This is a genomic window from Rhizobium etli 8C-3 (assembly GCF_001908375.1).
Taxonomy (GTDB): Bacteria; Pseudomonadota; Alphaproteobacteria; order Rhizobiales; family Rhizobiaceae; genus Rhizobium; species Rhizobium etli_B.
In genome coordinates this window covers 1,901,604-1,923,746 of record NZ_CP017244.1, presented here as the reverse complement: position 1 = coordinate 1,923,746, position 22,143 = coordinate 1,901,604, and the positions used below count along the sequence as shown (strand labels likewise).

Annotated in this window: 18 protein-coding genes; 7 read left to right on the top strand and 11 right to left on the bottom strand. The window is 58.7% G+C overall.

The genetic code is table 11. The features are described from left to right. Window positions 1–2: 2 nt before the first annotated feature. From AM571_RS34020 to AM571_RS33990, 7 genes are all read left to right on the top strand, one after another. Window positions 3–2,882 (top strand): tetratricopeptide repeat protein, encoded by a 2,880-nt coding sequence (locus tag AM571_RS34020; RefSeq protein WP_081377273.1) that lies wholly within the window; start codon window positions 3–5, stop codon window positions 2,880–2,882. 160 nt (window positions 2,883–3,042) lie between these two features. Then, window positions 3,043–4,059 (top strand): alginate lyase family protein, encoded by a 1,017-nt coding sequence (locus AM571_RS34015; RefSeq protein ID WP_237358695.1) that lies wholly within the window; start codon window positions 3,043–3,045, stop codon window positions 4,057–4,059. Window positions 4,060–4,092: 33 nt separating this feature from the next. Next, window positions 4,093–5,514 (top strand): phosphomannomutase, encoded by a 1,422-nt coding sequence (locus tag AM571_RS34010; protein ID WP_074065302.1) that lies wholly within the window; start codon window positions 4,093–4,095, stop codon window positions 5,512–5,514. A 118-nt stretch (window positions 5,515–5,632) separates the two neighbouring features. Then, the gene (locus AM571_RS34005) at window positions 5,633–7,021 is read left to right on the top strand and encodes a tetratricopeptide repeat protein (RefSeq protein ID WP_074065301.1); all 1,389 of its coding nucleotides are present in this window, start codon (window positions 5,633–5,635) and stop codon (window positions 7,019–7,021) included. Window positions 7,022–7,036: 15 nt separating this feature from the next. Continuing rightward, on the top strand, window positions 7,037–8,227 hold the full coding sequence (locus AM571_RS34000; protein WP_074065300.1) for an AGE family epimerase/isomerase: 1,191 nt from the start codon (window positions 7,037–7,039) through the stop codon (window positions 8,225–8,227). A 236-nt stretch (window positions 8,228–8,463) separates the two neighbouring features. After that, the gene (locus AM571_RS33995) at window positions 8,464–9,900 is read left to right on the top strand and encodes an MBOAT family O-acyltransferase (RefSeq protein WP_074065745.1); all 1,437 of its coding nucleotides are present in this window, start codon (window positions 8,464–8,466) and stop codon (window positions 9,898–9,900) included. Window positions 9,901–9,914: 14 nt separating this feature from the next. Further along, window positions 9,915–11,063, top strand: coding sequence for an alginate O-acetyltransferase AlgX-related protein (locus AM571_RS33990; RefSeq protein WP_074065299.1), 1,149 nt, complete (start codon window positions 9,915–9,917; stop codon window positions 11,061–11,063). Between the two features lie 393 nt (window positions 11,064–11,456). Here AM571_RS33990 and AM571_RS33985 read toward each other — a convergent pair whose 3' ends face one another. From AM571_RS33985 to AM571_RS33935, 11 genes are all read right to left on the bottom strand, one after another. Beyond that, the gene (locus tag AM571_RS33985; RefSeq protein WP_074065744.1) at window positions 11,457–12,398 is read right to left on the bottom strand and encodes an ABC transporter ATP-binding protein; all 942 of its coding nucleotides are present in this window, start codon (window positions 12,396–12,398) and stop codon (window positions 11,457–11,459) included. A 22-nt stretch (window positions 12,399–12,420) separates the two neighbouring features. Then, window positions 12,421–13,056, bottom strand: coding sequence for an ABC transporter permease (locus AM571_RS33980; protein WP_074065298.1), 636 nt, complete (start codon window positions 13,054–13,056; stop codon window positions 12,421–12,423). Then, a complete protein-coding gene (locus AM571_RS33975) occupies window positions 13,053–13,685 on the bottom strand; it encodes an ABC transporter permease (protein ID WP_074065297.1) in 633 nt (210 codons plus the stop codon). Before AM571_RS33975 ends, AM571_RS33980 begins: the two co-directional genes overlap by 4 nt. A 39-nt stretch (window positions 13,686–13,724) precedes the next feature. Beyond that, window positions 13,725–14,543 carry a phosphate/phosphite/phosphonate ABC transporter substrate-binding protein gene (locus AM571_RS33970; protein WP_074065296.1) on the bottom strand — a complete coding sequence of 273 codons (819 nt, stop codon included), beginning with the start codon at window positions 14,541–14,543 and terminating at the stop codon, window positions 13,725–13,727. Between the two features lie 5 nt (window positions 14,544–14,548). Next, complete coding sequence (locus tag AM571_RS33965; RefSeq protein WP_074065295.1) at window positions 14,549–15,553, bottom strand: ornithine cyclodeaminase family protein; 1,005 nt, start codon at window positions 15,551–15,553, stop codon at window positions 14,549–14,551. 117 nt (window positions 15,554–15,670) lie between these two features. Continuing rightward, complete coding sequence (locus AM571_RS33960) at window positions 15,671–16,558, bottom strand: glycine betaine ABC transporter substrate-binding protein (protein ID WP_074065743.1); 888 nt, start codon at window positions 16,556–16,558, stop codon at window positions 15,671–15,673. 115 nt (window positions 16,559–16,673) lie between these two features. Next, window positions 16,674–18,179 (bottom strand): HAL/PAL/TAL family ammonia-lyase, encoded by a 1,506-nt coding sequence (locus AM571_RS33955; protein ID WP_074065294.1) that lies wholly within the window; start codon window positions 18,177–18,179, stop codon window positions 16,674–16,676. Next, on the bottom strand, window positions 18,176–18,943 hold the full coding sequence (hutC, locus tag AM571_RS33950) for a histidine utilization repressor (protein ID WP_074065293.1): 768 nt from the start codon (window positions 18,941–18,943) through the stop codon (window positions 18,176–18,178). The genes AM571_RS33955 and hutC overlap by 4 nt, the downstream gene beginning before the upstream one ends. Then, on the bottom strand, window positions 18,940–19,791 hold the full coding sequence (locus tag AM571_RS33945; RefSeq protein ID WP_074065292.1) for a MaoC family dehydratase: 852 nt from the start codon (window positions 19,789–19,791) through the stop codon (window positions 18,940–18,942). Before AM571_RS33945 ends, hutC begins: the two co-directional genes overlap by 4 nt. After that, on the bottom strand, window positions 19,788–20,594 hold the full coding sequence (locus tag AM571_RS33940) for an SDR family NAD(P)-dependent oxidoreductase (RefSeq protein WP_074065291.1): 807 nt from the start codon (window positions 20,592–20,594) through the stop codon (window positions 19,788–19,790). Before AM571_RS33940 ends, AM571_RS33945 begins: the two co-directional genes overlap by 4 nt. Continuing rightward, complete coding sequence (locus tag AM571_RS33935) at window positions 20,591–22,141, bottom strand: acyl CoA:acetate/3-ketoacid CoA transferase (RefSeq protein WP_074065290.1); 1,551 nt, start codon at window positions 22,139–22,141, stop codon at window positions 20,591–20,593. The genes AM571_RS33940 and AM571_RS33935 overlap by 4 nt, the downstream gene beginning before the upstream one ends. Between the last annotated feature and the right edge of the window lie 2 nt (window positions 22,142–22,143).

Genomic DNA, 22,143 nt, shown 5'->3' with positions numbered 1-22,143 from the left:
GGATGGGCACGAGAGTGGGGACTAGTAGAGTGCGCAAATTTCATTTTAATCTATCTTTAGTCGCTGCTGTCGCGGTCGTGGCCGCTTCGGCCGGGTTTGCGACCGCAGTGCGGGCCGACAATCCAGCAATCGCGCTCGACCCTCCGAATCTTGATTACAAGGCTGTGTGCAAGCCTCTAACCAATCAAGCGGTGCGCGTGAAACTCAATCGGGATTGGGCGAAAGGCTCGATCAGCGACATTAACCTGTCATCGCAGGATATCGTTGCGCTTGCCCTCGAATACAGTCGGGGCAGTGAACGGGTGCAGAAGTCGCTTGCCGTGTCCGAAGAACTCTTGCGCGCCGGCTTGAAGAAATATCCGGCTCGCCGCGACATCTTCGTCATTCCGCTCGCACGCGTGCTGATGGAGAACGGCTCAACTATCGACGAACTTCGGGAAGCGGAGTCCTATCTACTAGACGCCTATGGTTCGGGCAGCACTCGTGCGGCTTTCGTGCTGGGCCAGCTCTATGGCGACGATGGCCCGAGCGAGATACGTGATCTGACCAAGTCGCGCTTCTACCTAGAAAAGTCGGCACTGGCATCTGACCCGCAGGGGATGATCGAATATGCGCGCATCATCACTCTCGACCCGCAGGCTGCGGACGAGGAGAAGAAGAGTGCGGTGACCAACGCCCTTTTCGGACTCGTGGCTCAGGTCAAGCAGGGCGATTGCTCGGCACTGAACCAGATCGGCTTTCTCTATCTGCGCGGCAACCTCGTCAGCAAGGAGATCGAAACCGCGCTCAAGTGGCTGGAAGTCTTCGCTAAGACCGGTGATCCGAAAACGGCGCAGAACCTAGCCGAACTTTACCGCTCGAACCAGATCGACCAGATCGACATCCAGAAGTCCATGACCTACCTCAAGCAGGCGGCGGACGGCGGCATGTCTTCGGCGCAGTTCAGCCTCGGCAAGGCTTATGCGACCGGCATCTCCGTGCCACAGGACCTCGCACTGGCCGTGAAGTACCTAGGCGCGGCCGCCGAGGCCGGGCTTCGCCCGGCAGACGAGTGGTTAGCGCGAGTCTACTCGGGGGAATTCGGCGGTGACCGCCACGACGCGAAGGCGAAAACCTACTTCGAGCGCGCCATGCAGGCCCCGGACCATTCGGAAGATGTGCCTGTGCAATATGGCGAGTTTCTCGCGAGCAGCGGTGCCTCAAAGGACGATCTCGAGAAGGCGCTGAAGATACTGCAGGCTGCTGCTGCAGCTGGCTCCTCCGATGCCAGTGACGAGATCGGCAATATCTACCTGGAGATGGGCAGGAAGGATCCCAACTACCTGAATAAAGCCATGCAGTTCTTCAGCGAAGCTGCCGCGGCCGGGAATTCTGACGGTGCGGCGAAACTCGCCGGAATGTTTGCCTGCGGACAGGGCGCGCCGATCTCAGTGGAATTGGCAAACGACTGGCGCCATAAGGCGGCGATCTTCGGATCGGTCTATTCGACATATGTTACAGGCCTGAACATGCTGACCAAGGCGGACGAGGCTGACCGCGCCAAGGGGCGCGTCTATCTCCAGCAGGCGGCCTTCAAGGGCAGCCCAGATGCAATCGGTTATGTCGTCGCCCGCTGGGAGGCCGGTACCAACAGCTTTGAGCAGAATCCGGGAGCTGCGCAGCGCCTGCTCCTTTTCGTCTCTTCGCTGCAGGACAAGGAGCAGCAGCGCCTGGCGCAGTTGTCGATCATCAGCAACCGCTTCGACGTCGCGACCAAGCTCAGCGAGAAGCTCGTCCAGATTGCCTCCCTCGATCCGGTGATCGAGACAGGTGACTCGGATGCACTGATGCTGAAGGCCCAACTCTTGCAGCGAGCCGGGCAGGCGACGCCGATGACGCTCAACGACATCTACAAGAGACTTGCCGAAATGGGCGATCCGCGAGGCATGCGTGAATATGGCAAGATCCTTCTGGCGGACTTGTCGCAGGACTCAGCAGCCGGGCGCGCATGGCTGCAGAAGGCGGCCGATGCCGGTGACTTCAAGGCGAAGATCTCACTCGTCGAGCCCGGCGACCCGAACGCGCTGCAAGATCTGGCAAAGATGACCGCCGCGGGCGAGGCGTGCTCCGTCGATGCCATCGTTAACGTGGCTCGTGTTTATTCGACATTGCCCGATCCCCAAGCCAAGACCTTGGCACGTTATTGGCTGTCGTTGGCCGAGAGTATGTCTGATCAGGATGCCGACGATTTGTACGTGGTGGGCGCAGCATTCCGCGACGGCGTAGACGGCGTGGACAACCGTGCCAAGGCAGAAGGCTTCTTCCTACGTTCCTATGCGCTCGGACGCATCTCCGTCCTACGGGACTTGGCCGAAGGCCATCTTCAGGGCATGTGGACCGTTTCCTCCATCGAAAAGGCCAAGGAAGAGCTGCTTACGCTCTATGGCTCCGGCGACAAGGATGCAGCTAACAAGCTGATCAGCGAGATCGCCGACGAACGCATCGCGTCGACGCCGGCCGAAGTGAACGAGCTACTGATGTTCCTCGGGCCGGACATCAGCGCTCCGGGCAAGTATCTGCTGAAGATCTCGCGCCTCAATATCGACGGTAAGCTGGGGAGCCGGGACGATGCCATGGCCATCCGTTGGTTGACAGTTTCGGCTGGGGCCGGAGAGCCAAATGCCATGTATCGCCTTTACCAAGCCTATTTCTTCGGCAACGGCGCGGCAAAGGATACCACCAAGGCATTCGACTGGCTGACCAGATCGGCGGAAGCCGGCAACTCTAAGGCTGCCCGAGAGCTGGCCGTCGCTTACAAGGTCGGCGTTGTCGGATTGGACCCCGATGCTGGCAAAGCTGCGTATTGGGACAGCAGATACAAGACGCTGTCCACGGGGCAGTGAAGAGCCTTAGCCTCGGTCGTGGAGATCGGGGCTGGGAGCGAGACGACGCAACGAAATAACCGAGTGAATGGCAATGGTCGAGCTTTCGAGATTTAGCGTCGTGGTGAGTGCCCTTGTGGTTGTGGGCACAACGCAGCCCGTTCAAGGCGCCACATTGACGGTGCCCTTTGAATTGGCAAGGCACATCGCGAAGAACAATGGTAAGAAGACCTGCACGGTCGCCCCACCGGCACCGGTGATTTCACTCAGTCTTTCCAGCATCTATGAGGATGACGACGAGAGCCACTCGACGATCGATCCGCAACAGAAGGAACGCTATGACAAGGCGATATCCCATACGCGCCAATTCGCTGCATTCGTCACAAAGTACGCGAGCAACTATACCGAGACCGATGGTAACCGGCTGGATGCGGCAAGCTGTGCCCTGAAGGCGCTGGACAGTTGGGCGCGGGCCGATGCGCTTTCGGATTTGAAGACGCGCCAGAGTTATCTGAGTACGACGCGAATTGTGGCCGGCGCCGCCCTGGCCTATGTTCAAGTTCGCCCTGCTGCGGCGCTGCTCAAGTTCGATACCGGTCCCATCGAGAAGTGGCTTGGCAGTCTCGCCGACCGGACGATCCCTGTTTATACGGCATCGGGCGACCGCAACTCTAACAAGCAGAATCATCGATACTGGGGCGGGTTTGCCGTGACCGCGGTCGGAGTTGCAATCGGGCGCAAGGAGTTCCTGGAATTCGGCTTCGAGAGCTACAAACTGGGCGTTTGTCAGGTGACGGCCGACGGCGCGTTGCCACTCGAACTCATGCGCAAGAAGAAGGCGCGCGACTACCACCTTCATGCCGCGGGGCCTCTTGTGATGATGGCATCGCTTCTGCAGGCCAACGGATACGATGCGCTGTCGCAATGTGACAACGGACTGGAGAGGCTGGCGCACTTCGCCTTGGGTTCAATCGACGACCCGTCAAAGATGGAGATGCTGGCGGGAGAACCGCAGGTCAATCTGCCGCGCGACAAGAACGGCCTGATCCGTCCTGATCGCATCGCCTGGCTGGACGCCTACCTTCATTATTATCCAGAGGACAGAAAGGTTTACGGGAAGCTCTTCGAAGGGCCGTTGTTCTCCTCAAATCTCGGAGGACGCGTCAGCGTTCTCTACAACTTATCGGAACGAGACTGACACTTAATTGCGTTTTGCTTCAAGGAGGCTGGCTTGAGCCTGAAATTTGGTACGAGTGGATTGCGCGGGCTATCTGTGGACTTGAAGGGGAAGCCCTCATTCCTCTATTCGGCAGCATTTGCAACCTTTCTGTTGCGGAACCGGATCGCGAAACCGGGCGATCGCGTTTTGGTCGGCTATGATTTCCGCGACTCCAGTCCAGCGATCGCCGCCAACGTTAAATTGGCCCTTGCTGCACAGGGCCTGCAGCCGATCGATTGCGGCAATCTGCCTACTCCCGCGCTTGCCTTTTACGGGATCGGTGCGGGCGCTCCGTCGATGATGATCACCGGCTCGCACATTCCAGCCGATCGCAACGGGATCAAGTTCTATCTGCCGGATGGGGAAATCGACAAAACCCACGAGCAGGGAATTTCGGCGATCGCGCAGGAGTTGGCCGATCTGGAAATTCCTGTCTGCGCTGCCCCAGTAGTAGGAACCGACAAGGCAGCAGAGGCCTTGGCGCTGTTCATGCAGCGCAACAGGACATTACTGCCTGAAAAGGCTTTGTCTGGAATGCGCGTCGGCGTCTACCAGCACTCGACCGTCGCCCGTGACATGATGAGCGTGATACTGCGGTACTACGGCGCCGAGGTAATCGATCTCGGCCGGTCGGAGGTCTTCATTCCGGTCGATACGGAAGCCGTCTCCCCGCAGACGGTCGCGGTGCTCCAGGAATGGGCGGCTAAATTCAGCCTCGATTCCATTGTCTCGGCGGACGGGGACGGCGATCGGCCGCTGATTGCCGACGAGACCGGCATGCCGATCAATGGCGACATTTGCGGTCTGATCGCGGCTCGCTTCCTCGGAGCCGATGCAATCGTCACGCCAATCACTTCCAATTCGGGCATTGAGACGCTGGGAGTGAGGGTCATCCGTACCAAGGTGGGTTCCCCATTTGTCATCGCTGGTATGCAGGCGGCGCTGGCGACGAGTCGCGGTGTGGTCGGTTTCGAGGCCAATGGCGGGACCTTGACCGCTTCCTCCTTCCCGGTGGCCACCGGCGTGCTGGAACCATTACCAACGCGTGATTCCTTCCTACCCATTCTGGCTGTACTCGCCACGGCGGCGGCTACCGGCCGGGAGCTGTCAAAGCTGAAACTGGATCTCGGTCTGCCGTTCACAGCTGCCGATCGGTTGGAGAACTTTGCCACAGAGCGGAGTGCCGCATTGATGGCCTGGCTGCGCGCCGATGACGCTAATCTTGAACGCTTCACGGCGCCGCTTGGGCAGGTTTCTAGGATCAGCGAGCTCGACGGACTGCGGTTGACTTTGAGCAACGGCAGGATCGTTCATTTCAGGCCGTCCGGGAATGCTCCGGAGATGCGCTGCTATGTCGAAGCCGGCAGCCCCGAGGAGACAGCGCAGGTGCTTGATACAGGGTTGGGATTATTGCGGGGCTTCGACGCAGCCTGATTGGTGCTGAACAAGGGGATAAGGCCGCCTGACGCGGCCTTGGTGGTGGTCTGGATCTTCCGACGTGATCGGTTAGAGCCGCCGTTGAATGCATTTGAGGGGTAAGGGTGGACTGACAATGAAGAAGATGATGAGTTTGAGTAAGGCGCTGATGGTGGGAACCATGGCGATCTCAGCGGCCGCGTGCACGACTTCGCCGAGGTTTGCTTATGACGACGCCAAGGCCCAGATCGGTTACGAGAAGGCGGGCTTCAAGTCGCGCCGTGATCCGGAACAGTTGCTGGCCTTTGCCGCGCAGCATGCGAAGGCACAGGAAGACGTAGTCCGGTACAACCGCGCCTATGCCAATCTGGTGCGCGGTCGCGGCAAGAGCCAGGAGGCCTATGCCGCTTTCGAGCGCGCTGCACTTGCCGGCGACGCCAGCTCCGGTCGCCGCCTCGTCAAGGGACATCTCGACGGGGTCTATCGTCCGGCAAACGTCCCTATGATCGCCCATTCGGTCTATCTGCCGCTGACAGCAGAAAAGTCCGACGCAAACACCCGGCTGCTCCTGGCGCATTTGCTTGACAGCGGCGAGATCGGGGGCCAGGAATTTCGCACCGCGGACGCTTGGCTCGAAGAAGCTGCGGCCGCGGGTGCTAGCAAGGCATTCCGCGAGCTGGCCGAACGGGCTGAGAAGTCCGGCAATGTCGCGCTTGCCTCAGATTACTATTATCGGGCGGAAAAGACGTCGAAGGCTGATCGTGCCTTGCGTCAGGCGCGGGTTTACTATCTCGGCCTCGAGGGCGCCCCCAACCCGAAGCTTGGTCACGCCTGGCTCGAACTGGCGCGTAAGCTCGACAAGCAGGGCGCTGGCCAGCTGGCTGCGCGCATCTATCGCACCACCTTGGGCGGGCGTGATGGCTCTTACCTGATCAGCGTTGCTACGACCGCAGGCGTCAACATCCTGTCGCGAGAACAATTGCTGGAAGCCTATCGCAGTGCCAAGACCAATGCGGAGCGGGCGAAGATCCTCGAACCGCTGAAGGCAGCGGCGCGTAATAGCGATCCCAATGCGTCCTATGAACTGGCCGCCATCTACATCAGCACGCGCGGTGAGCCGAGCGAGATCAACAGCCTCCTCGTCAAGGCCCATTCCAAAGGCAAGCCTGAGGCGTTGGACCTGATGATCTCGCAGCTGATGCGTGCGGAAGCCGGGAATAAGGCCGCGGACATCCTGTTCGACGGTGTCGTCAAGGCTGCGCAAAAAGGCAGTGTCGAGGCCGCCCGATCGCTAAGCTCGCTTTACCGCATCGGTGGGTTCAAGGCTGCCAATCGCGAAGAGAGCCGCACGTGGCTGCAGCGGGCAGCCGACGCGGGCGACGCCAAGTCGCAATACGAACTCGGTGTCGATCTCTACGAGAACGGTGGCAACCCGCAATCCAAGCAGATGGCGCTGCAATATCTCAACATGGCAGCTGGACAAGGTGACCTCTTCGCCCTGACCTATCTCAAATCCAAGACGTGACGGGAGTATTGGCGAATGTTGGACGCTGAGTATTCACGCGCCTTGGCCGCCTTTTCGGACGAGGTCGCTCTCTTGCGCGACTGGCTCTACGTCAACGCGCTGCCGCTATGGTTCGAGGTCGGCTACGACCGCCAGGCCGGAGGTTTCTTCGAAAGGGTCGGGCTGGATGGCACGCCTTGCTTGGAGGACAATCGACGAGCTCGGGTGCATCCGCGGCAGATCTATTGCTTTGCCGCGGCCGGCGCGCGCAACGTACTTGTCGATTGGCGCGAACTGATCCAGCACGGATTTTCGTGGTTTGAGCGCGTATATCGCAGGGACGATGCGTTCTTCGGTAGTGTCGCGTCGCCTTCGGGGGAGATGATCGACGAGAGCTTCGACCTCTATAATCAGGCCTTCGCTGTATTCGCTTTTGCCCAGTTGGCCCTGTCCGTCCCCGAACAGAAGGACGCGATGGAGCAAAAGGCGCGCGCCCTGCTCGCCACGCTGAAGGCGGAATATGCGCATCCGGAGGCGGGGTTCGAGGAAGGCCGCCCGGTCAAGCTGCCGCTGTGCTCCAATCCGCACATGCATCTCTTCGAGGCCTGCCTCGCCTGGGAGACGATGGCTGCTGATCCTATACCTTGGACTGCGTTGGCCGATGAGATCGCCAGTCTTGCGATGACGCGGTTCATCGATCAGGAGACTGGTGCGCTCAGGGAGTTCTTCGACCGCGACTGGACACCGTTTCCCGGTGAAATGGGGCGGATCATCGAGCCTGGTCATCAATTCGAATGGGCATGGCTCCTGGCACGCTGGGGGATTGCGCGCAACCTCCCGAAGGCAATTGTTGTCGCCGAGCGGCTCTTCGAAATCGGCGTCGAACACGGTGTCTGCGACGAGCGGCAGGTGGCCTTCATGGGACTATATGACGATTTTTCGATTTCTGATCCTGTCGCAAGGCTATGGCCGCAGACCGAATGGCTGAAGGCCTCCGCCCTTCTGGCCCAGATCAGTCGTGGCGAGCAACGGACCTATTATCTGCGCCAGGCAGTGAAGGCCGGGTCGGCATTACGCAGGTTCCTCGCCACAGACATTCCCGGACTCTGGTACGATAAGCTCCCCTTGTGCGGCCAGTTCGTTAACGAGCCTGCGCCTGCCAGCAGTTTCTACCACATCCTTTGCTCGATCTACGAAGTCGACGACACCCTGAAACTGTTGCAGTGAATTCCGCCCTTTCTTCTTCGCCCGTCTGTTTCGACCCGACGCCTCGAGCCGGCATGATTCCAGCTGTCTGCAATCACGAATGAGGACATCAACTTGGCCACTGATCTTGCCTCCGACCATGAGGACGCAGCTTTGCCCGGATGGGCGGTTTACTCGTCGTCGCCGAACGGCGCGCCGGACATATCGAGCCGCGCGGGCTGGCGCCTAAGTTCGCGCCAGGACTAGGAGTTTCTGACATGGTCTTTTCGTCGGTCATCTTCATTTTCGTCTATCTGCCGCTGTTCCTCGCGCTCTATTACGCCTGCCCGGCCCGATACAGGTCCTATTTCATTCTGATCGGCTCCTATTGCTTCTATGCCTGGTGGCGGGTGGATCTTTCTCTGCTGATGCTAGCCACAACAGCTTTCAACTATTGCGCGGCGCTGGCGGTGCACGGGGCACGAACGCCGCAAAGGCGAAAACTGTTCCTCGTCGCGACCGTCGTGGGTGATCTCGCGCTGCTCTTCTATTTCAAATATTTCAACTTCTTCGCCGATAGCAGTGCTTATTTGTTCAATCAGGGAGAACCCTACAGCTGGTCCTTACCGCACGTCATCCTGCCAATCGGCATCTCCTTTTACATCTTCCACAACATCAGCTACGTCGTCGACGTCTACCGACGTGATCTCGAACCATCGCGGACCTTCGTTGATTATGCGGCGTTCATCGCCTTTTTTCCGCATCAGATCGCCGGTCCGGTGCTGCGCTTTTCCGATCTTGCCGAGCAATTCTATGGCCGTGAGCACAACTGGACGAAGTTCAACTACGGCGCGATGCGCTTCCTGACGGGACTTGCGAAAAAGGTGTTGATCGCAGACTCGATCGCTCCTGTCGCCGACGCGGCCTTTTCTATCCCTAATCCGACCATGGCGGAAAGTTGGCTCGGCGCGATAGCATACACGCTCCAGCTCTATTTCGATTTCTCCGGCTACTCGTCCATGGCGATCGGACTCGGCATGATGGTAGGCTTCCATTTTATCGAGAACTTCGACGCGCCCTACAGATCGGTCAACATCACGGATTTCTGGCGCCGCTGGCATATTTCTCTCTCGAGCTGGCTACGCGACTATCTCTACATATCGCTCGGCGGCAATAGGAAAGGCGTTGGGCGTACCTATTTCAACTTGGCGGCCACCATGGTTCTTGGAGGACTGTGGCACGGAGCAAACACGACCTTTCTCGTTTGGGGGGCTTGGCACGGCTTATGGCTCGCGGTGGAGCGCTATTTCAAGGTTTCGGCCAATGCGCCCTTTCGTATTTCCTCCTGGCTCTTCACTATGCTGCTCGTGGTGATCGGCTGGGTTTTCTTCCGGGCGGCCAATATGACCGATGCGATGAGCATGCTCGGCGGCATGGTCGGGCTGAATGGATTTGGTTTGCGCAGCGACTTTGCCTGGGAGTTTTCCAATTTTGGATTTCTGCTGCTGGTCGTCGGCGTTCTCACGGCGCTTGGTGAGCCGCAATTGCGCCGGTTCTTCGGACTGAAAACGACCAAGGAACTGGGGTACGTCGGAGGGATCGATTATCCGCATGTCAACCCGGTTCTGGGGGTTACCGCGACGGTTCTCGGATTGGCGGCCATCGTCAAGCTAGTGGCCGATAGCGATACACCTTTCCTCTATTTTCAGTTCTAAGGAGAGTGCCAGGTATGGACGAGATCACTCAAGTCGTCGCTTCCGGCGAAATAGATGCTCTGACGTCAAGAAAAGACCGGTTCAGGCTGAAAGCGAAACTGGCTTACCTACCGGCTCTGTCGATTTTCGTCCTGTTTGCCTGCGGCGTTGCCGTCCTCGGCTACTTCTGGAACAGCAAGGAGATGGCGGATCATCGGCACTCGAAGCGTTCCCTTGCAGACGTCATCCAGGGCCGTGAGGCATTGGCGGTCGAGAGGATATACAAAGACGTGTTCCCGATTCGGGACTTCTCCACTGGCCTGTTGAACCTCATAAGCTTCAAGATATTTGGCGAAGCGCGCAAAGGGCTGATCAAGGGGAGCGACGGCTGGTTCTTCAGCGATGAGGAATTCAGCTGGAATCGCAAATCCTCGAGCATGCTTGAGAAGCATCTGAGTTTCGTAGAGGACACGCTTTCCACGCTGAGGGAGGCCGGTATCAAGCCTATTCTACTTTTGATCCCGGAAAAGGCTGACATTTATCGCGATAAGCTCGGCGGTGTTGCCCTGCCGTCGTCACGTGAGCACTATTACGAAAACGTACGGCTCCGTCTGCTCACCATGGGAGTACCTGTTCCTGATCTGCGGGAGGCGTTCCTACAGGCTCGTGAACAAAAGCCAGTCTTCCTGAAGTCCGACACTCACTGGACTGTGCAGGGCGCTGGTGTGGCCGCCAATTCCGTCGCTCAGGTGCTAGCAAATCATCCGGAGCTGAAGCACAAGGAATTTACTTTGAAGCCAGAAGAAGAGATCGTGCATATGGGTGACCTCTACAAGTTTGCCAAGTTCTCGATCTTTGAGCCTTTCGTTCCCATGCCCGGCGATGCCCTCACGTCGCTTGCCGCCATGAGCGCGAATGCCAGCCTCGACGAGCTGCTATCTGACGAGAATGAGCGGCCGGAGGTGGCGATGGTGGGCTCCAGCTACAGCGCCAACATTAAATGGAGCTTCGAAGCCCAGTTAAAGGCGGAGGCGAGAGTCGACGTTATCAATCTCGCTGAGGAGGGTAAAGGGCCCTTCGTCCCGATGGAAACCTTCCTCAACGAGAAGCTCCACGAGCAGAAGCAGCTGAAGTATGTTATATGGGAAATGCCACTCCGCTACTTCGATGAGGTGGCGTTCTGAAGCGGATGTGTTGAATGGTCGATATTGACTTGCCGTGAAGGTACAAATTCTACTGCAAATTACCCTGCCAGATGCCGATCTGATCTCTTTCCGCCATCGTGCTCGATCGCGATGGGACGCTGATCGCGTCGGAACCTCGCATCCTATCCAACTGCAAGATATCGTCGACGCACTGGCCGAGCCAGTTTTGCCCCTGTATGCATGGCGATAATCGATGCGCGACGCAAGCCGTAGCCGCAGCGGACGCAGTAGTGTTGCGGATCGAAAACCGGAATGCAGCTGCGACAGGGGGCATCGGTCAAGAAATCTACAGCGATGATTTGTGCATGAACCCACGGTGCTTGCTCCCAATCCGCTGGCAAGACGGCAGATACCTTCGTGGAGGTAGGCAGACTAGAGCCGATTGGCGCGTAATAGGGTGTCACGAGACAGAAATCCAGCAAGTGTTCCGTTGGCGGCTCTGACGTGGAGACCTGGCATCTCGCCGGACAGGATGAGCGCCAAGGCGTCGTGAACAGTGGCATCAGCGGCGATCTCGGCTTCCCCCTTGAATGGTTCCGGCGTGGTCATGATCATCGATACGGGGATCAAGCTCAACCTTTTTATGGCTCGGTCGGGGCCGAGGAAATTCTCGACAAATTCATTGATGGGACGTGCAAGAATCTCTTGCGGTGTATCATATTGGAGAAGACGGCCATCGCGCATGATCGCAATGCGATCACCCATCTTGATTGCCTCGTCGAGGTCATGCGTGACGATGACCACTGTCTTCTTCACCTTCCTGAGAATATCGCGGAACTCGTCCTGAAGTCGAATGCGGGTGATCGGATCGATCGCACCGAACGGCTCGTCCATCAGCATGATTGCGGGATCGGCGGCGAGAGCGCGCGCGAACCCGACGCGCTGACGCTGGCCGCCTGACAATTCGTGTGGCAGGCGCTGCCGCATGATGGCCGGATCAAGGCCTACGAGATCGAGGAGCTCGTCAACCCGGCGATCACTGCGCTTCTTATCCCAGCCAAGAAGGCGCGGCACGGTTGCGACATTGCGTGCGATCGACATATGCGGAAATAGACCAACTTGCTGAATGACATACCCGATGCTGCGCCGTAGGTCTTTCTGATCGACGCCGGCGATATCTCTGCCATCGACCAGCACGCGTCCCGTCGTGGGCGTCTCCAACCGATTGATCATGCGCATGGTCGTGGTCTTGCCGCAGCCCGAAGGACCGATCATGGCAACCGTCGTACCGGTGTCGATCAAGAGATCGAGATTATCGACCGCATGCTGGCCGCTTCCGTCGTAATTCTTGGTAACATGATCGAGATAGATCATCATGACATCCGTTTTTGGCCGCTTAGCGCCGTTGAGTGAAGACGCGCTCCAGAGCGCTGAACGCCAATTCCGCAAAGATTGCGAGCAGGGCTATCGGAACCGCTCCGACAAGAAGGCGCGGCATGTTCATGATTGCAATGCCGGCATTGATGAAATCGCCAAGTCCGCCGCCGCCAATAAAGGAGGCCAACGCCGCACCGCCGATGACTTGGATCGCACTCGTCCTGACGCCTGACAGAATCGACGGAACGGCCAGAGGAAGTTCAATTTCCCGCAGCATCTGCCCGGCGCTCATGCCCATTCCATTTGCAGCATCGATTACGGAAGTGTCGATCTCGCGGATGCCGATGATCGTGTTCAACAGCAGCGGCGGCACGGCAAGGACGACGAGGGCAATGATCGACGGCAACAATCCGATGCCGAGAAACGGCATCGTTGCCGACAGGATAGCAAGGCTCGGTATGGAGCGCAGAGCACCGGCAATATTGATCACCGCAAAGGCGGCGCGAGGTGCCCGTGCGACGGAAAATCCGAGCGGCACGGCAATGACAAAGCCTATGCCGAGCGACAGGACGCACATCAGAAGATGGCGATTGAAAGCGTTGAAGAAGACGCCGGAGTTGTTGAAGATCCAGCTCATTGCATCGATGACGATCATGCTGCTTTACCTCCACTGCGACGACGCAACAGCTTTTCGAACGATGCAAAAAAATAGTCGGCAAAGAGCGCCAGAAATGACGTCAGCAGCCCGCCTGCGATGATCTTCTCGGGAAATCGCTGATCGATGCCTTCGAATATGATGACGCCGAGGCCGCCGGCATTGATATAGGCGGCAACGGTGCCAATGCCGATCACCGTCACCATGGCAATGCGGATGCCGCCGATAATATAAGGCATGGCCAGTGGCAGCTCGACTTCCCATATCCTGCGCGCTGTGCCGTAGCCCATGCCATCGGCGGCTTCTAGTACGTCACGCGGAACAGCCTGGAACCCCATGCCGATATTGCGGATAAGGATCATCAGCGAATAGGCGGCAAGTCCGGTAATGGCGGGTGCCGCCCCGATACCCATGACGGGAATGAGAAGCGCAAACAGCGCCAGGCTCGGCACGGCGAACAGGATACCGGTCAAGACGACGATAGCTGCAAAACTCCGAGGCCGCCTTGCAGCCCATATCCCGACGATCAGCGAGATCACGAGGGCAATCCCGACTGATGAAAAAACGAGATACAGGTGCTCCAGCAGCGCTTCGAGCAGCCGGTCGAGGTGTTTAGGAACCCATTTCATGATCGAGACCTCCGTGCCCGGGCGCTGGTTCGCCACCGTCTACCATTTGATCCCCAATCTGCGATCGGCGGCTTCGGCCCTCGGCGGCAGAACATCGTAGTCCGACGCAGCGACTGCCGAAAATCGCCTGAGGCCGAGTGCACCCAGAACCGCCGTTCCGCAAGGCGTTTCATGCAACGTCACGAGGCTCCGCCGCAATGCCGCTACCATGTCCCCGGGCAATGTCTGTGCGGCGACCAATAGGGGAGCTGGAGTAGGCTCGGTCGTCACAAGAATGCGAAGACCATCGATCGCGTCGGGTTCATGCATCGACAACAATTGGAAGGCGTAAGCGTCGATGGCGCCTGCCTCGATCCTACCATCCTTGAGGGCTGCAACGATGCCTGAAGGGTTGAGCAGCGGTCCAACCGCCGCGCTCTGCTTCATCTTGCCCGTGAACTGGCCGGCGAGGTAGGATCGCGACGCGTGATAGCCCGATTGGGAATCGCGCACGGTCCAGCCCCAGCGTGCCGCAGCGAGATCCGCCACCGTGTTGACCGGTCCGGTGGAGGCGACGACGATGTGGCTGGCATAGAGCGGCTGGTCCGAAGACCATGCCTCGCTCGAGACAGGTGCGGCAAGGGCAGTCGGTCTTGCGCCCTCCGGCATGCGCGAAAACGGGTAGCCGCAGATGAAGACCAGACCAATATCCGACCTTGTCCATAATTCCGACAAGGGTGCTGGCGCCGCATGAGCAATGATCTCGAACTCGATTTTGGAATTCATGCTGACGAGCTTAAACAGTGCATCCCACAGCCCGCGAATGCGCGGACTGAGATTATACATTCTCGAAGAGGCGATTGGCTTGGACATGATCATGGCAACTACGCGAACCGCAGGCGCTGGCCGATGTTCATGTCTCTTGCTTTGTTGACCATGGCGGCGCCGAGCGCCACGTCCGTCGTGCTAAGGCCGCGGTGCCAGAACAGGATCGTCTCCTCGTCATTTTCGCGGCCGGCTTTCATGCCGCAGACGATCTGGCCGATTTCGGCATGCAGATTCTCGGCCGTCAACTTGCCCTCATCGACGTGACGGCGAAGCGCTCCGAAAGGTTTACCGGGGCCGCATTGTCCCCAATCGTCGACGACGACCTTGTCCATGATATCGGTCAGATCGAATTCAAGGGCACTCATCGTGCCATAAGGCACCACGAAAGCTCCCTTCTTCACCCATCCCGTCTTGAATAGCGGCGCCGGTTCCGGCAGGCGGCTTGCCTCGACCATCACATCGGCATCCTTGAGGCAATCCTCCCAGTTGTCGGTGACGATGATCTTCTTGCCGAGATCGGTTTCAAGCCGTTCTGCAAAGGCATGACGGCTTTCCGGGCGGCGCGAGTGTACGCGGATCTCATCAAAGTCGAAGAGATGATCGAGCAGCCGGACATTCCAGTAGGAGGTTCCGCGGGCACCAATATGCCCGAGTATTTTGCTGTCCTTGCGCGCCAGATATTTTGCACCAAGCGCGGTCACGGCGCCGGTGCGCATGTCGGTTATTGCAGTTGCATCGATGACAGCCTTCGGCACGCCCGTGTTCGGATCGAACAGGTTGAGGACCGCAAGCTCTGAAGGCAGATCGACCTTGTAGTTGTCGACGAAATCGCCGACGACTTTTACGCCGGCATAGTTCAGCGCTTTGACATATCCGCGAAGCACGTTGAAATGGCCTTTGTCGGAGCTCTCCGGCACAAGATGAACCCGCGGCTCGAGGACGGTTTCGCCTCTGCCCTGTGCCTCCAGCGCCTTCGACACCGCATCGAGAATCTCGTCATTGGTCAGCGCCAGCGCCTTGGCATCGAGGGCGTTGAGATAGTCGATCCAGATTTCCTGCATTTTCCGCTTCTCCACATTCCTGTCCGGCTGCTGACAAAGGAATTTCGAATAAATACTATGAAAGGGCCGCCGCGCCAGGCGGCGGCCGGAGTGATACCCGGACGTAGGGTGTCACAATTATTTCGGCAGCAGGCCGTTTTCCTTGAGGAAGGCTACCGCCACGTCCTCGGATTCCTCGTGATCGGTCTCGACCTTGGCATTGAGGATCCTCATTTTCTCATTATCCAAATGGGATCCGACCGCTTCCAGGAGTTCGGCAACCTTCGGATTGGTCTTCACTACGTCCTGGCGGACAACAGGGGCCACGTAATAAGGGGGAAACAGACCCTTGTCGTCTGCCATCGGCACGAGCTTCTTCGAGCCGATCTGCCAGTCGGTCGCCGCGCCGTTGGCGACGTCGATGTCCTTTTGTTCCAGCGCGTCATAACGAAGACCAAGCTTGGCGAACTGCTTGAACTCCTTGAATTCCGCGTCGTAGACGCGCTTCAGGCCGGGCAGGCCATCGGCGCGATCTGGAAACTCAGCACCGCCCCCGAAGACCAGGGTCTTGGAAACCTTGGCGAGATCAGACAGGCTCTTAAGATTGTTGGCCTGCGCCGTTTCCTGCCGGACCACAATGACATAACCATTGTTGATGCCGCTCGGCTTCAGCCAAGTGAGGTTGAACTGCTTGGCGTAGAAGTCACTGACCTGCGTATAGACCTTGTCGGCATCGGTCGACATCTCACCCTTGACGACAGAAGCCAAAGCCGTGCCGGTATACTCCGGATAAAGATCGATCTCGCCTGCCACCAGTGCCTGATGTGCAATCAGCGTGCCGCCCAGGTTAATCTTTCGCTCGACGGTGAAACCGGCATTTTCCAAAACGGCGGCATACATTTCGGCGAGAATAAATTGCTCGGTGAAATTCTTGCTGCCGACCTTGATGGTCTGTGCGGATGCAGCCTGGAACATGGCGGCTGTCACGATGACGGCTGCAAGGATACCTTTTGTCCAATTTTTCATGATCATTCCCTCTGGTTGACTTTTCAGCGAACGGACTGACGGTACCTTCCAGTTTGACCGTCAGCATGACCACTCGGCGCCCTGCCCTTCTTGTCGTGGCAGTGGCTAACCGGGCTTATTGCGGGCCGAGCCCGATCAATGCGGCAATCGTTGCAAAATCCGGCCCTTGTGCGCGATCCTCTTCAAGAGCGGCGACGTGGTCGCGCACAAACGCATAGGCTTTTGCCGATCCCTTACCCAATTCGCCTGAGACGCCTCGCAGGTCGACGGCCTGTACCGATGCGATCAGTTCGATGGCGACCAGATAGCGAAGGCGCTCGATGATTGCCTGCGTCTTTGCCAAGACGCTCGGAGCCATTGATGCCTGATCTTCGACGCCATCGGCAACAGGAATGGGCGAAAACGAAATCGGCATGGCCAGATGGCGAACTTCGGCTTCCATAGCCGAGACAGTCTTTTGCACGGTCGCAAACCCCGTGCGGCTCTGGCCCATTGGCGTCAGGAAGCGGGGGAGGTCGGACATGGCCGGCGACATGATCTTGATGATCCGATAGGCGGTACCTGCCGCGCAATGCGCCATGGCCTGCCCCAGCCTTTCCCAGGCGAGCACAAAAGCCGTCATGTCAAAATTGCCGTGGGAAAGGATGACACCCTCAGATGCGATGACAACAGGATTGTCGCTGGAACTGACGAGTTCGATTTCCGTCGCTTGTCTTGCTTCATCAATCGCATGCCTCAATGCACCCCAGACCTGTGGTACGCAGCGGTAGCTCAGGGGGTCCTGGAGGCGTCGTGCTGCTTCTCCAGCAAGCAAGGAGCTGCCCGAAAGGATCTCCATGAGTTCAGCGGCGATTTGGCGCTGTCCAAAGGCCGGCCTCGCAGCCAAAGCGCGGTCGTCGAAGGCGCTGACATTGGCCCGGAACGCTTCAAAGTTGATGGCAATCGCCTTAAGGGACCAACCGAAGAGCCGCTCGATGTCTTCGAGCGCCAAGCAGCCAAGGCCGACGGAGAGGCTGTTGGCCACGACGAGCGCATGCCCGTCTTTGGGTGCTAGTTCGAGCGGCTTCAGGCCCGCTCTTTCAAGAGCGATACCGGCTGGCAGCACTTCGCCGCCGAGCTCGATATCGCCAAAGCCCAGAAGCCCCCGGCTCATATGAGCAAGCGGAGCCAAATCCGCTGCACCGATGGAACCCAGTGAGGGTACGACAGGGTGAACACCTGCATTGATGGCGGCGATCAGACCGTGGAAGACACTCGGTGAGACACCGGAACCGCCCGCCGCCATTCCGGCTGCCCTCACGGCCATCATCGCCCGCACGGATTCCTTTGCAAGCGGTTTTCCGACACCGACCGAGCGGGCTTGCGGCACACGCATCTGGAACGCCACCAGATCTTCCATCGCAAGTCGTGTATCGACACCCGCGCCAAGTCCTGTTGTCAGGCCGTAGACCGGCAGATCGCTTTCCGTATAGCGATCGACGACGGCTCGGGCGGCCGCAATCCGGGCTTCGACCGAGGCGGATATCTCGATCTTTGCGTGACGACGGGCAACCGCTGCGATATCCTCGATCGTCGGCGGTGCCGCGCTGAACGTGATCGATGGAGAGTTGATGGCGCTCACTGTTTCTCTCCGAGAATGGCGACGGGTTTAGGAGGACCCTTGGTAGACCGTGCTTCCAGCCGGTATTGCGCGCCGGGATAGTACAACAGCGCACAGGTCACGACGGCCTCACCTGACCAGGTTCTTCTAAAGACCCGCAGGCAGGGGTAATCGTTCTTCAGGCCAAGATATTTGCGTACTGCCGTATCCGGTTTGACGGCCTGAACGATATGTTCGAATGCTGTTATCGGAGCCACCTTCGTCAGATATTCGTGCGGCGTCATGCTGTGGAAGTCGGTCGACAAGTAGTCAGGCGCGATCAAGGGATTGACATAGCGCTCCTCGACCTGAATGGGTTGGTCGTTTTCCATATGCACGATCAGCGAATGCATCACTTCGGCGCCGAGGGCCAGTTCAAGCGCATCGGCAACGTTGGCATCCGCCTTCATCAAGCCGGCCGCGACGATCGCCGCCTTGTGCTTGTGCCCCCGTTCAAGTATTTCGTCGGCTATGTTGCGAATTTGCAGCAGATCCACGTCGAGGTGCTTCGGTGACACGAACGTTCCGATCCCGGCCGACCGCTTGAGAACACCCTCGAACATCAACTCCCGCAGCGCCCGGTTCGCCGTCATGCGGCTGACCCCGAATGCCGCCACGAGCTCGCTTTCAGACGATACCCGGTCACCCGGCTGAAGCCTGCCCTCGGCGATGTCAGCCAGGATCTGCTCCTTGATCCGTATATACTGGCGCGCTTCGCCGGTGGCCGGTTTGACCGCTTTCGTCATGACAACCTCGCGATACCATTGTCGAGGATGGTAGCACCCCGCAGAGTAACGAGGCCCCTGAAGCGCAACTCGACGTCGTTACGCCATATCTGCAAGGTGATCGTTTCGCCGGGAAAGATCGGCGCGGTGAAACGCGCTGCGATCGAGCTTAGCCCCGTAGCCATGCTTGGATCGATGGCAGCGACGATGGCGTAACCTACATAGCCGAAGCTGCACAGCCCGTGCAGGATCGGTCGGGCAAAGCCGCTCTTGCGGGCTGCCTGCGGATCGACATGCAGCAGATTGAGATCTCCGTTCAGACGGTAAAGCAGGGCGGCGTTTTCCGGGATGTCGATATTGAATTCGAAGTCCGGCTTTCTGTCCGGCACCTTGGACAACGGTTCAGGGCTAGATCCCGCCGATCCGCATCCACCGTCGCTCCGGCACGCATTTGTCTGGACGATCGTTGCAACTGGCTGATTGCCGTCAGCGGTTGCGATCAGGCGCTCGAAGCTGACGAACATCCCTTTTTCAATGCCCCGGTCGACCACCGATAAAACGCGTGAACGAGAGATTAGGGGCACATCGACGGGAACCGGGCGGTGGATCGCCAGGCGATGTTCGGAGTGCACCGAACGTGTCCAGTCGACGCCCGTCTGCTGCATCCATGGGCCAGGGTGCGCCACGATATTGGCAAGGGTCGGCGCGGTCACGAGATCGCGTTCATAGACGTATTTCAGTACCTCATCGCCAATCGCGACCGTGCCGTAACCAACCGAGAGGGCGTAAAGGATGGCATCCCTTGCGCTAACCACTTGCGTCGCTTCCGGCACTGGAAAGTCGAGGATGGATTGAGCCGAAACCATCAATTTGCGGCTCCCGCAGATGTAGCGGGTTTGCGAACGCCACCTGACAGACGAATTCCGCCGTCAATCGAAAGCAGTTCGCCAGTGACAAAGTCTGCACCGTGAACAAGCCAGACAATGGCGCCTGCAACATCTTCCGGTGTTGCAACACGGCCGAGCGGCGCGGTTTCCGAAAATCGCTTGGCAACGGCTCCATAGGCATCTGGCCCGAGTGTGTCGCGCATCCAGCGAGTGTCGATGATTCCGGGACAAACCGCGTTCACACGGATATCGGGACCGCAGGTGCGCGCCAAGGCCAAAGTCAGTGCATTGAGCGCGCCTTTGGAGGCCGTGTAGGCAAGTGAGCTGCCGCCCCCGGTAAAGGCAACGTTGGATGAGACATTGACGATCGCACCGCCGCCGCTGTTACGCATCGCAGGCACCGCCGCCCGACACATCTGATATGCGCCGATGACATTGACCCCGAAAACGTTCTGAAAATCTGCGGCTGACAGTGTCTCCAGATCGAAAGGATCGGACTTGAGGGTCATTGCGGCATTGTTCACCAATGCGTCGAGCCGTCCCCATCGATTGACGGCTGTCGCGACCATCCGACGGCAAGCCGCGTCATCGGCAACATCAGCCTGAACGACCTCGACCTGCGCGCCCAGACTGCGGCAGATATCGCCCGTCTCGTCAGCCTCTTTTTTGCTGCGACTGTAATTGACGACCACCCGGGCACCGCCCTTGGCGAATTGCTTCACGCATGCAGCCCCGACGCCGGTTGCCGAGCCCGTGACGATGATGGCTGCTCCATCGATTTTCATTGGAAAAAATCCTTCATCGCATTGGTCGAAAACAGGCGCGCATCCATTTGCCTCAGTTGGTCCGACACCGCGACGCCTTTCGGCAGACGGTCGAGAACATGGGCGGAAAGATCGATACCGGGGGCAAACTCCGTCAACGTCAGGCATCCCTCGATCACATGAAAGACAGCCCGCTCGGTGACGACGAGCTGCAACTGGTCCTCCGGCGCAAAGGCTGGGCTCGAACTGATCTGGTCGACATCATCGACGATCTTGCAAAGGCTTCCGTCCTGCACGATGTCGAGCCTGCCGTCGGTGACTGCAATTTGCGCGCCACCAGCCGAAAATGTGCCAAGATAGACAATGCGCTTGGCTGTCTGCGAGATATTGGTGAATCCGCCAACCCCGACGATAGAATTATTGAAGCGGCTGACGTTGACCGCGCCATGCCTATCTACTTCGGCCATACCGAGAAAAGCGATATCGAGACCACCGCCATCGTAAAAGTCAAATTGCGATGCCTGCGTGACGATGGCTGTCGGATTGATGGCGGCGCCAAAGGACAGTTCCTCGGCCGGCACGCCGCCGATTACGCCGGATTCGATCGTCACCGTATAATCCTCGAATGCCTCTTCGCTCGCGATACGGCCGATCCCAGCGGCAATGCCGATGCCGAGGTTGACCGTCGGAAAGTTCAGCGGCGCCAGCTCCAGGAAGGCACGTCGCTGGATAACTTTATCGACCGATAGTGGCGCCGGCTGGAGGCGGTTCACCGCCATCCGGACGCGCCCTGTATAGGCGATATTGTCGGTCTCGGAAAAGCTGATGCCGTGCTGGGCCGGATCTTCGCAGACGACGACATAATCGACCAGCATTGCCGGGATACGTACATCGTTCGGCTGCAGCGAGCCGCGCTCGGCAATCCGCTTGACTTGCACGACGACGATACCACCGGAATTTCTGCCGGCCTGTGCCATGGCGAGCACGTCGAGTGGGAAGGCCTCGTCCTCAAGGGCGATATTGCCGTCTTCGTCGGCCGTCGTACCGCGCAAGAGCACGCAGTCGAGCGGCATCGCCGGATAAAGCAGCCATTCCTTGCCGCGCAACGACACACGCTCTACGAGCGGACGCGATGTCGTCGAATTCATGCGACCGCCGTGATGAAGCGGATCCATGAAAGAGCCGAGTCCGATATGGGTAACCACGCCGGGCTGACCGGCGGCGATCGCCCGATAGAGCTGCGCGATGACTCCTTGGGGCCAGCAATGCGCGTCGATCTTTCCTTCGACCGCAAGCCTTCCAAGGCGCGGCGTTCCCCGCCATCCTCCAGCAATCACGCAGGCGACCAAGCCTTCATAGCCGAAGTGGCCCATGCCGCGGGTCTGGCGATCGCCCGTACTGGCAGCAAACAGAAGCGTCAGATTGCGGGGCTTTCCCGAGGCGAGGAAGCGCTCCTCGACCGCGGCCGTGATGGCTTCAGGATGGCAGCATCCTCCAAAACCCGAAGCAGCGACAGTCATCCCATCTTGGAGAAGATCCGCAGCTTGCTGTGAAGAGATGATCCGCATGA

Coding starts and splice junctions, on each gene's coding strand:
- AM571_RS33990 (WP_074065299.1), top strand. CDS start 9,915: ATGGACGAGATCACTCAAGTCGTCGCTTCCGGCGAAATAGATGCTCTG.
- AM571_RS34000 (WP_074065300.1), top strand. CDS start 7,037: ATGTTGGACGCTGAGTATTCACGCGCCTTGGCCGCCTTTTCGGACGAG.
- AM571_RS33935 (WP_074065290.1), bottom strand. CDS start 22,141: ATGCGGATCATCTCTTCACAGCAAGCTGCGGATCTTCTCCAAGATGGG.
- AM571_RS34005 (WP_074065301.1), top strand. CDS start 5,633: ATGAAGAAGATGATGAGTTTGAGTAAGGCGCTGATGGTGGGAACCATG.
- AM571_RS33985 (WP_074065744.1), bottom strand. CDS start 12,398: ATGATCTATCTCGATCATGTTACCAAGAATTACGACGGAAGCGGCCAG.
- AM571_RS33975 (WP_074065297.1), bottom strand. CDS start 13,685: ATGAAATGGGTTCCTAAACACCTCGACCGGCTGCTCGAAGCGCTGCTG.
- AM571_RS33960 (WP_074065743.1), bottom strand. CDS start 16,558: ATGAAAAATTGGACAAAAGGTATCCTTGCAGCCGTCATCGTGACAGCC.
- hutC (WP_074065293.1), bottom strand. CDS start 18,943: ATGACGAAAGCGGTCAAACCGGCCACCGGCGAAGCGCGCCAGTATATA.
- AM571_RS33980 (WP_074065298.1), bottom strand. CDS start 13,056: ATGATCGTCATCGATGCAATGAGCTGGATCTTCAACAACTCCGGCGTC.
- AM571_RS34020 (WP_081377273.1), top strand. CDS start 3: ATGGGCACGAGAGTGGGGACTAGTAGAGTGCGCAAATTTCATTTTAAT.
- AM571_RS33970 (WP_074065296.1), bottom strand. CDS start 14,543: ATGATCATGTCCAAGCCAATCGCCTCTTCGAGAATGTATAATCTCAGT.
- AM571_RS33965 (WP_074065295.1), bottom strand. CDS start 15,553: ATGCAGGAAATCTGGATCGACTATCTCAACGCCCTCGATGCCAAGGCG.
- AM571_RS33995 (WP_074065745.1), top strand. CDS start 8,464: ATGGTCTTTTCGTCGGTCATCTTCATTTTCGTCTATCTGCCGCTGTTC.
- AM571_RS33940 (WP_074065291.1), bottom strand. CDS start 20,594: ATGAAAATCGATGGAGCAGCCATCATCGTCACGGGCTCGGCAACCGGC.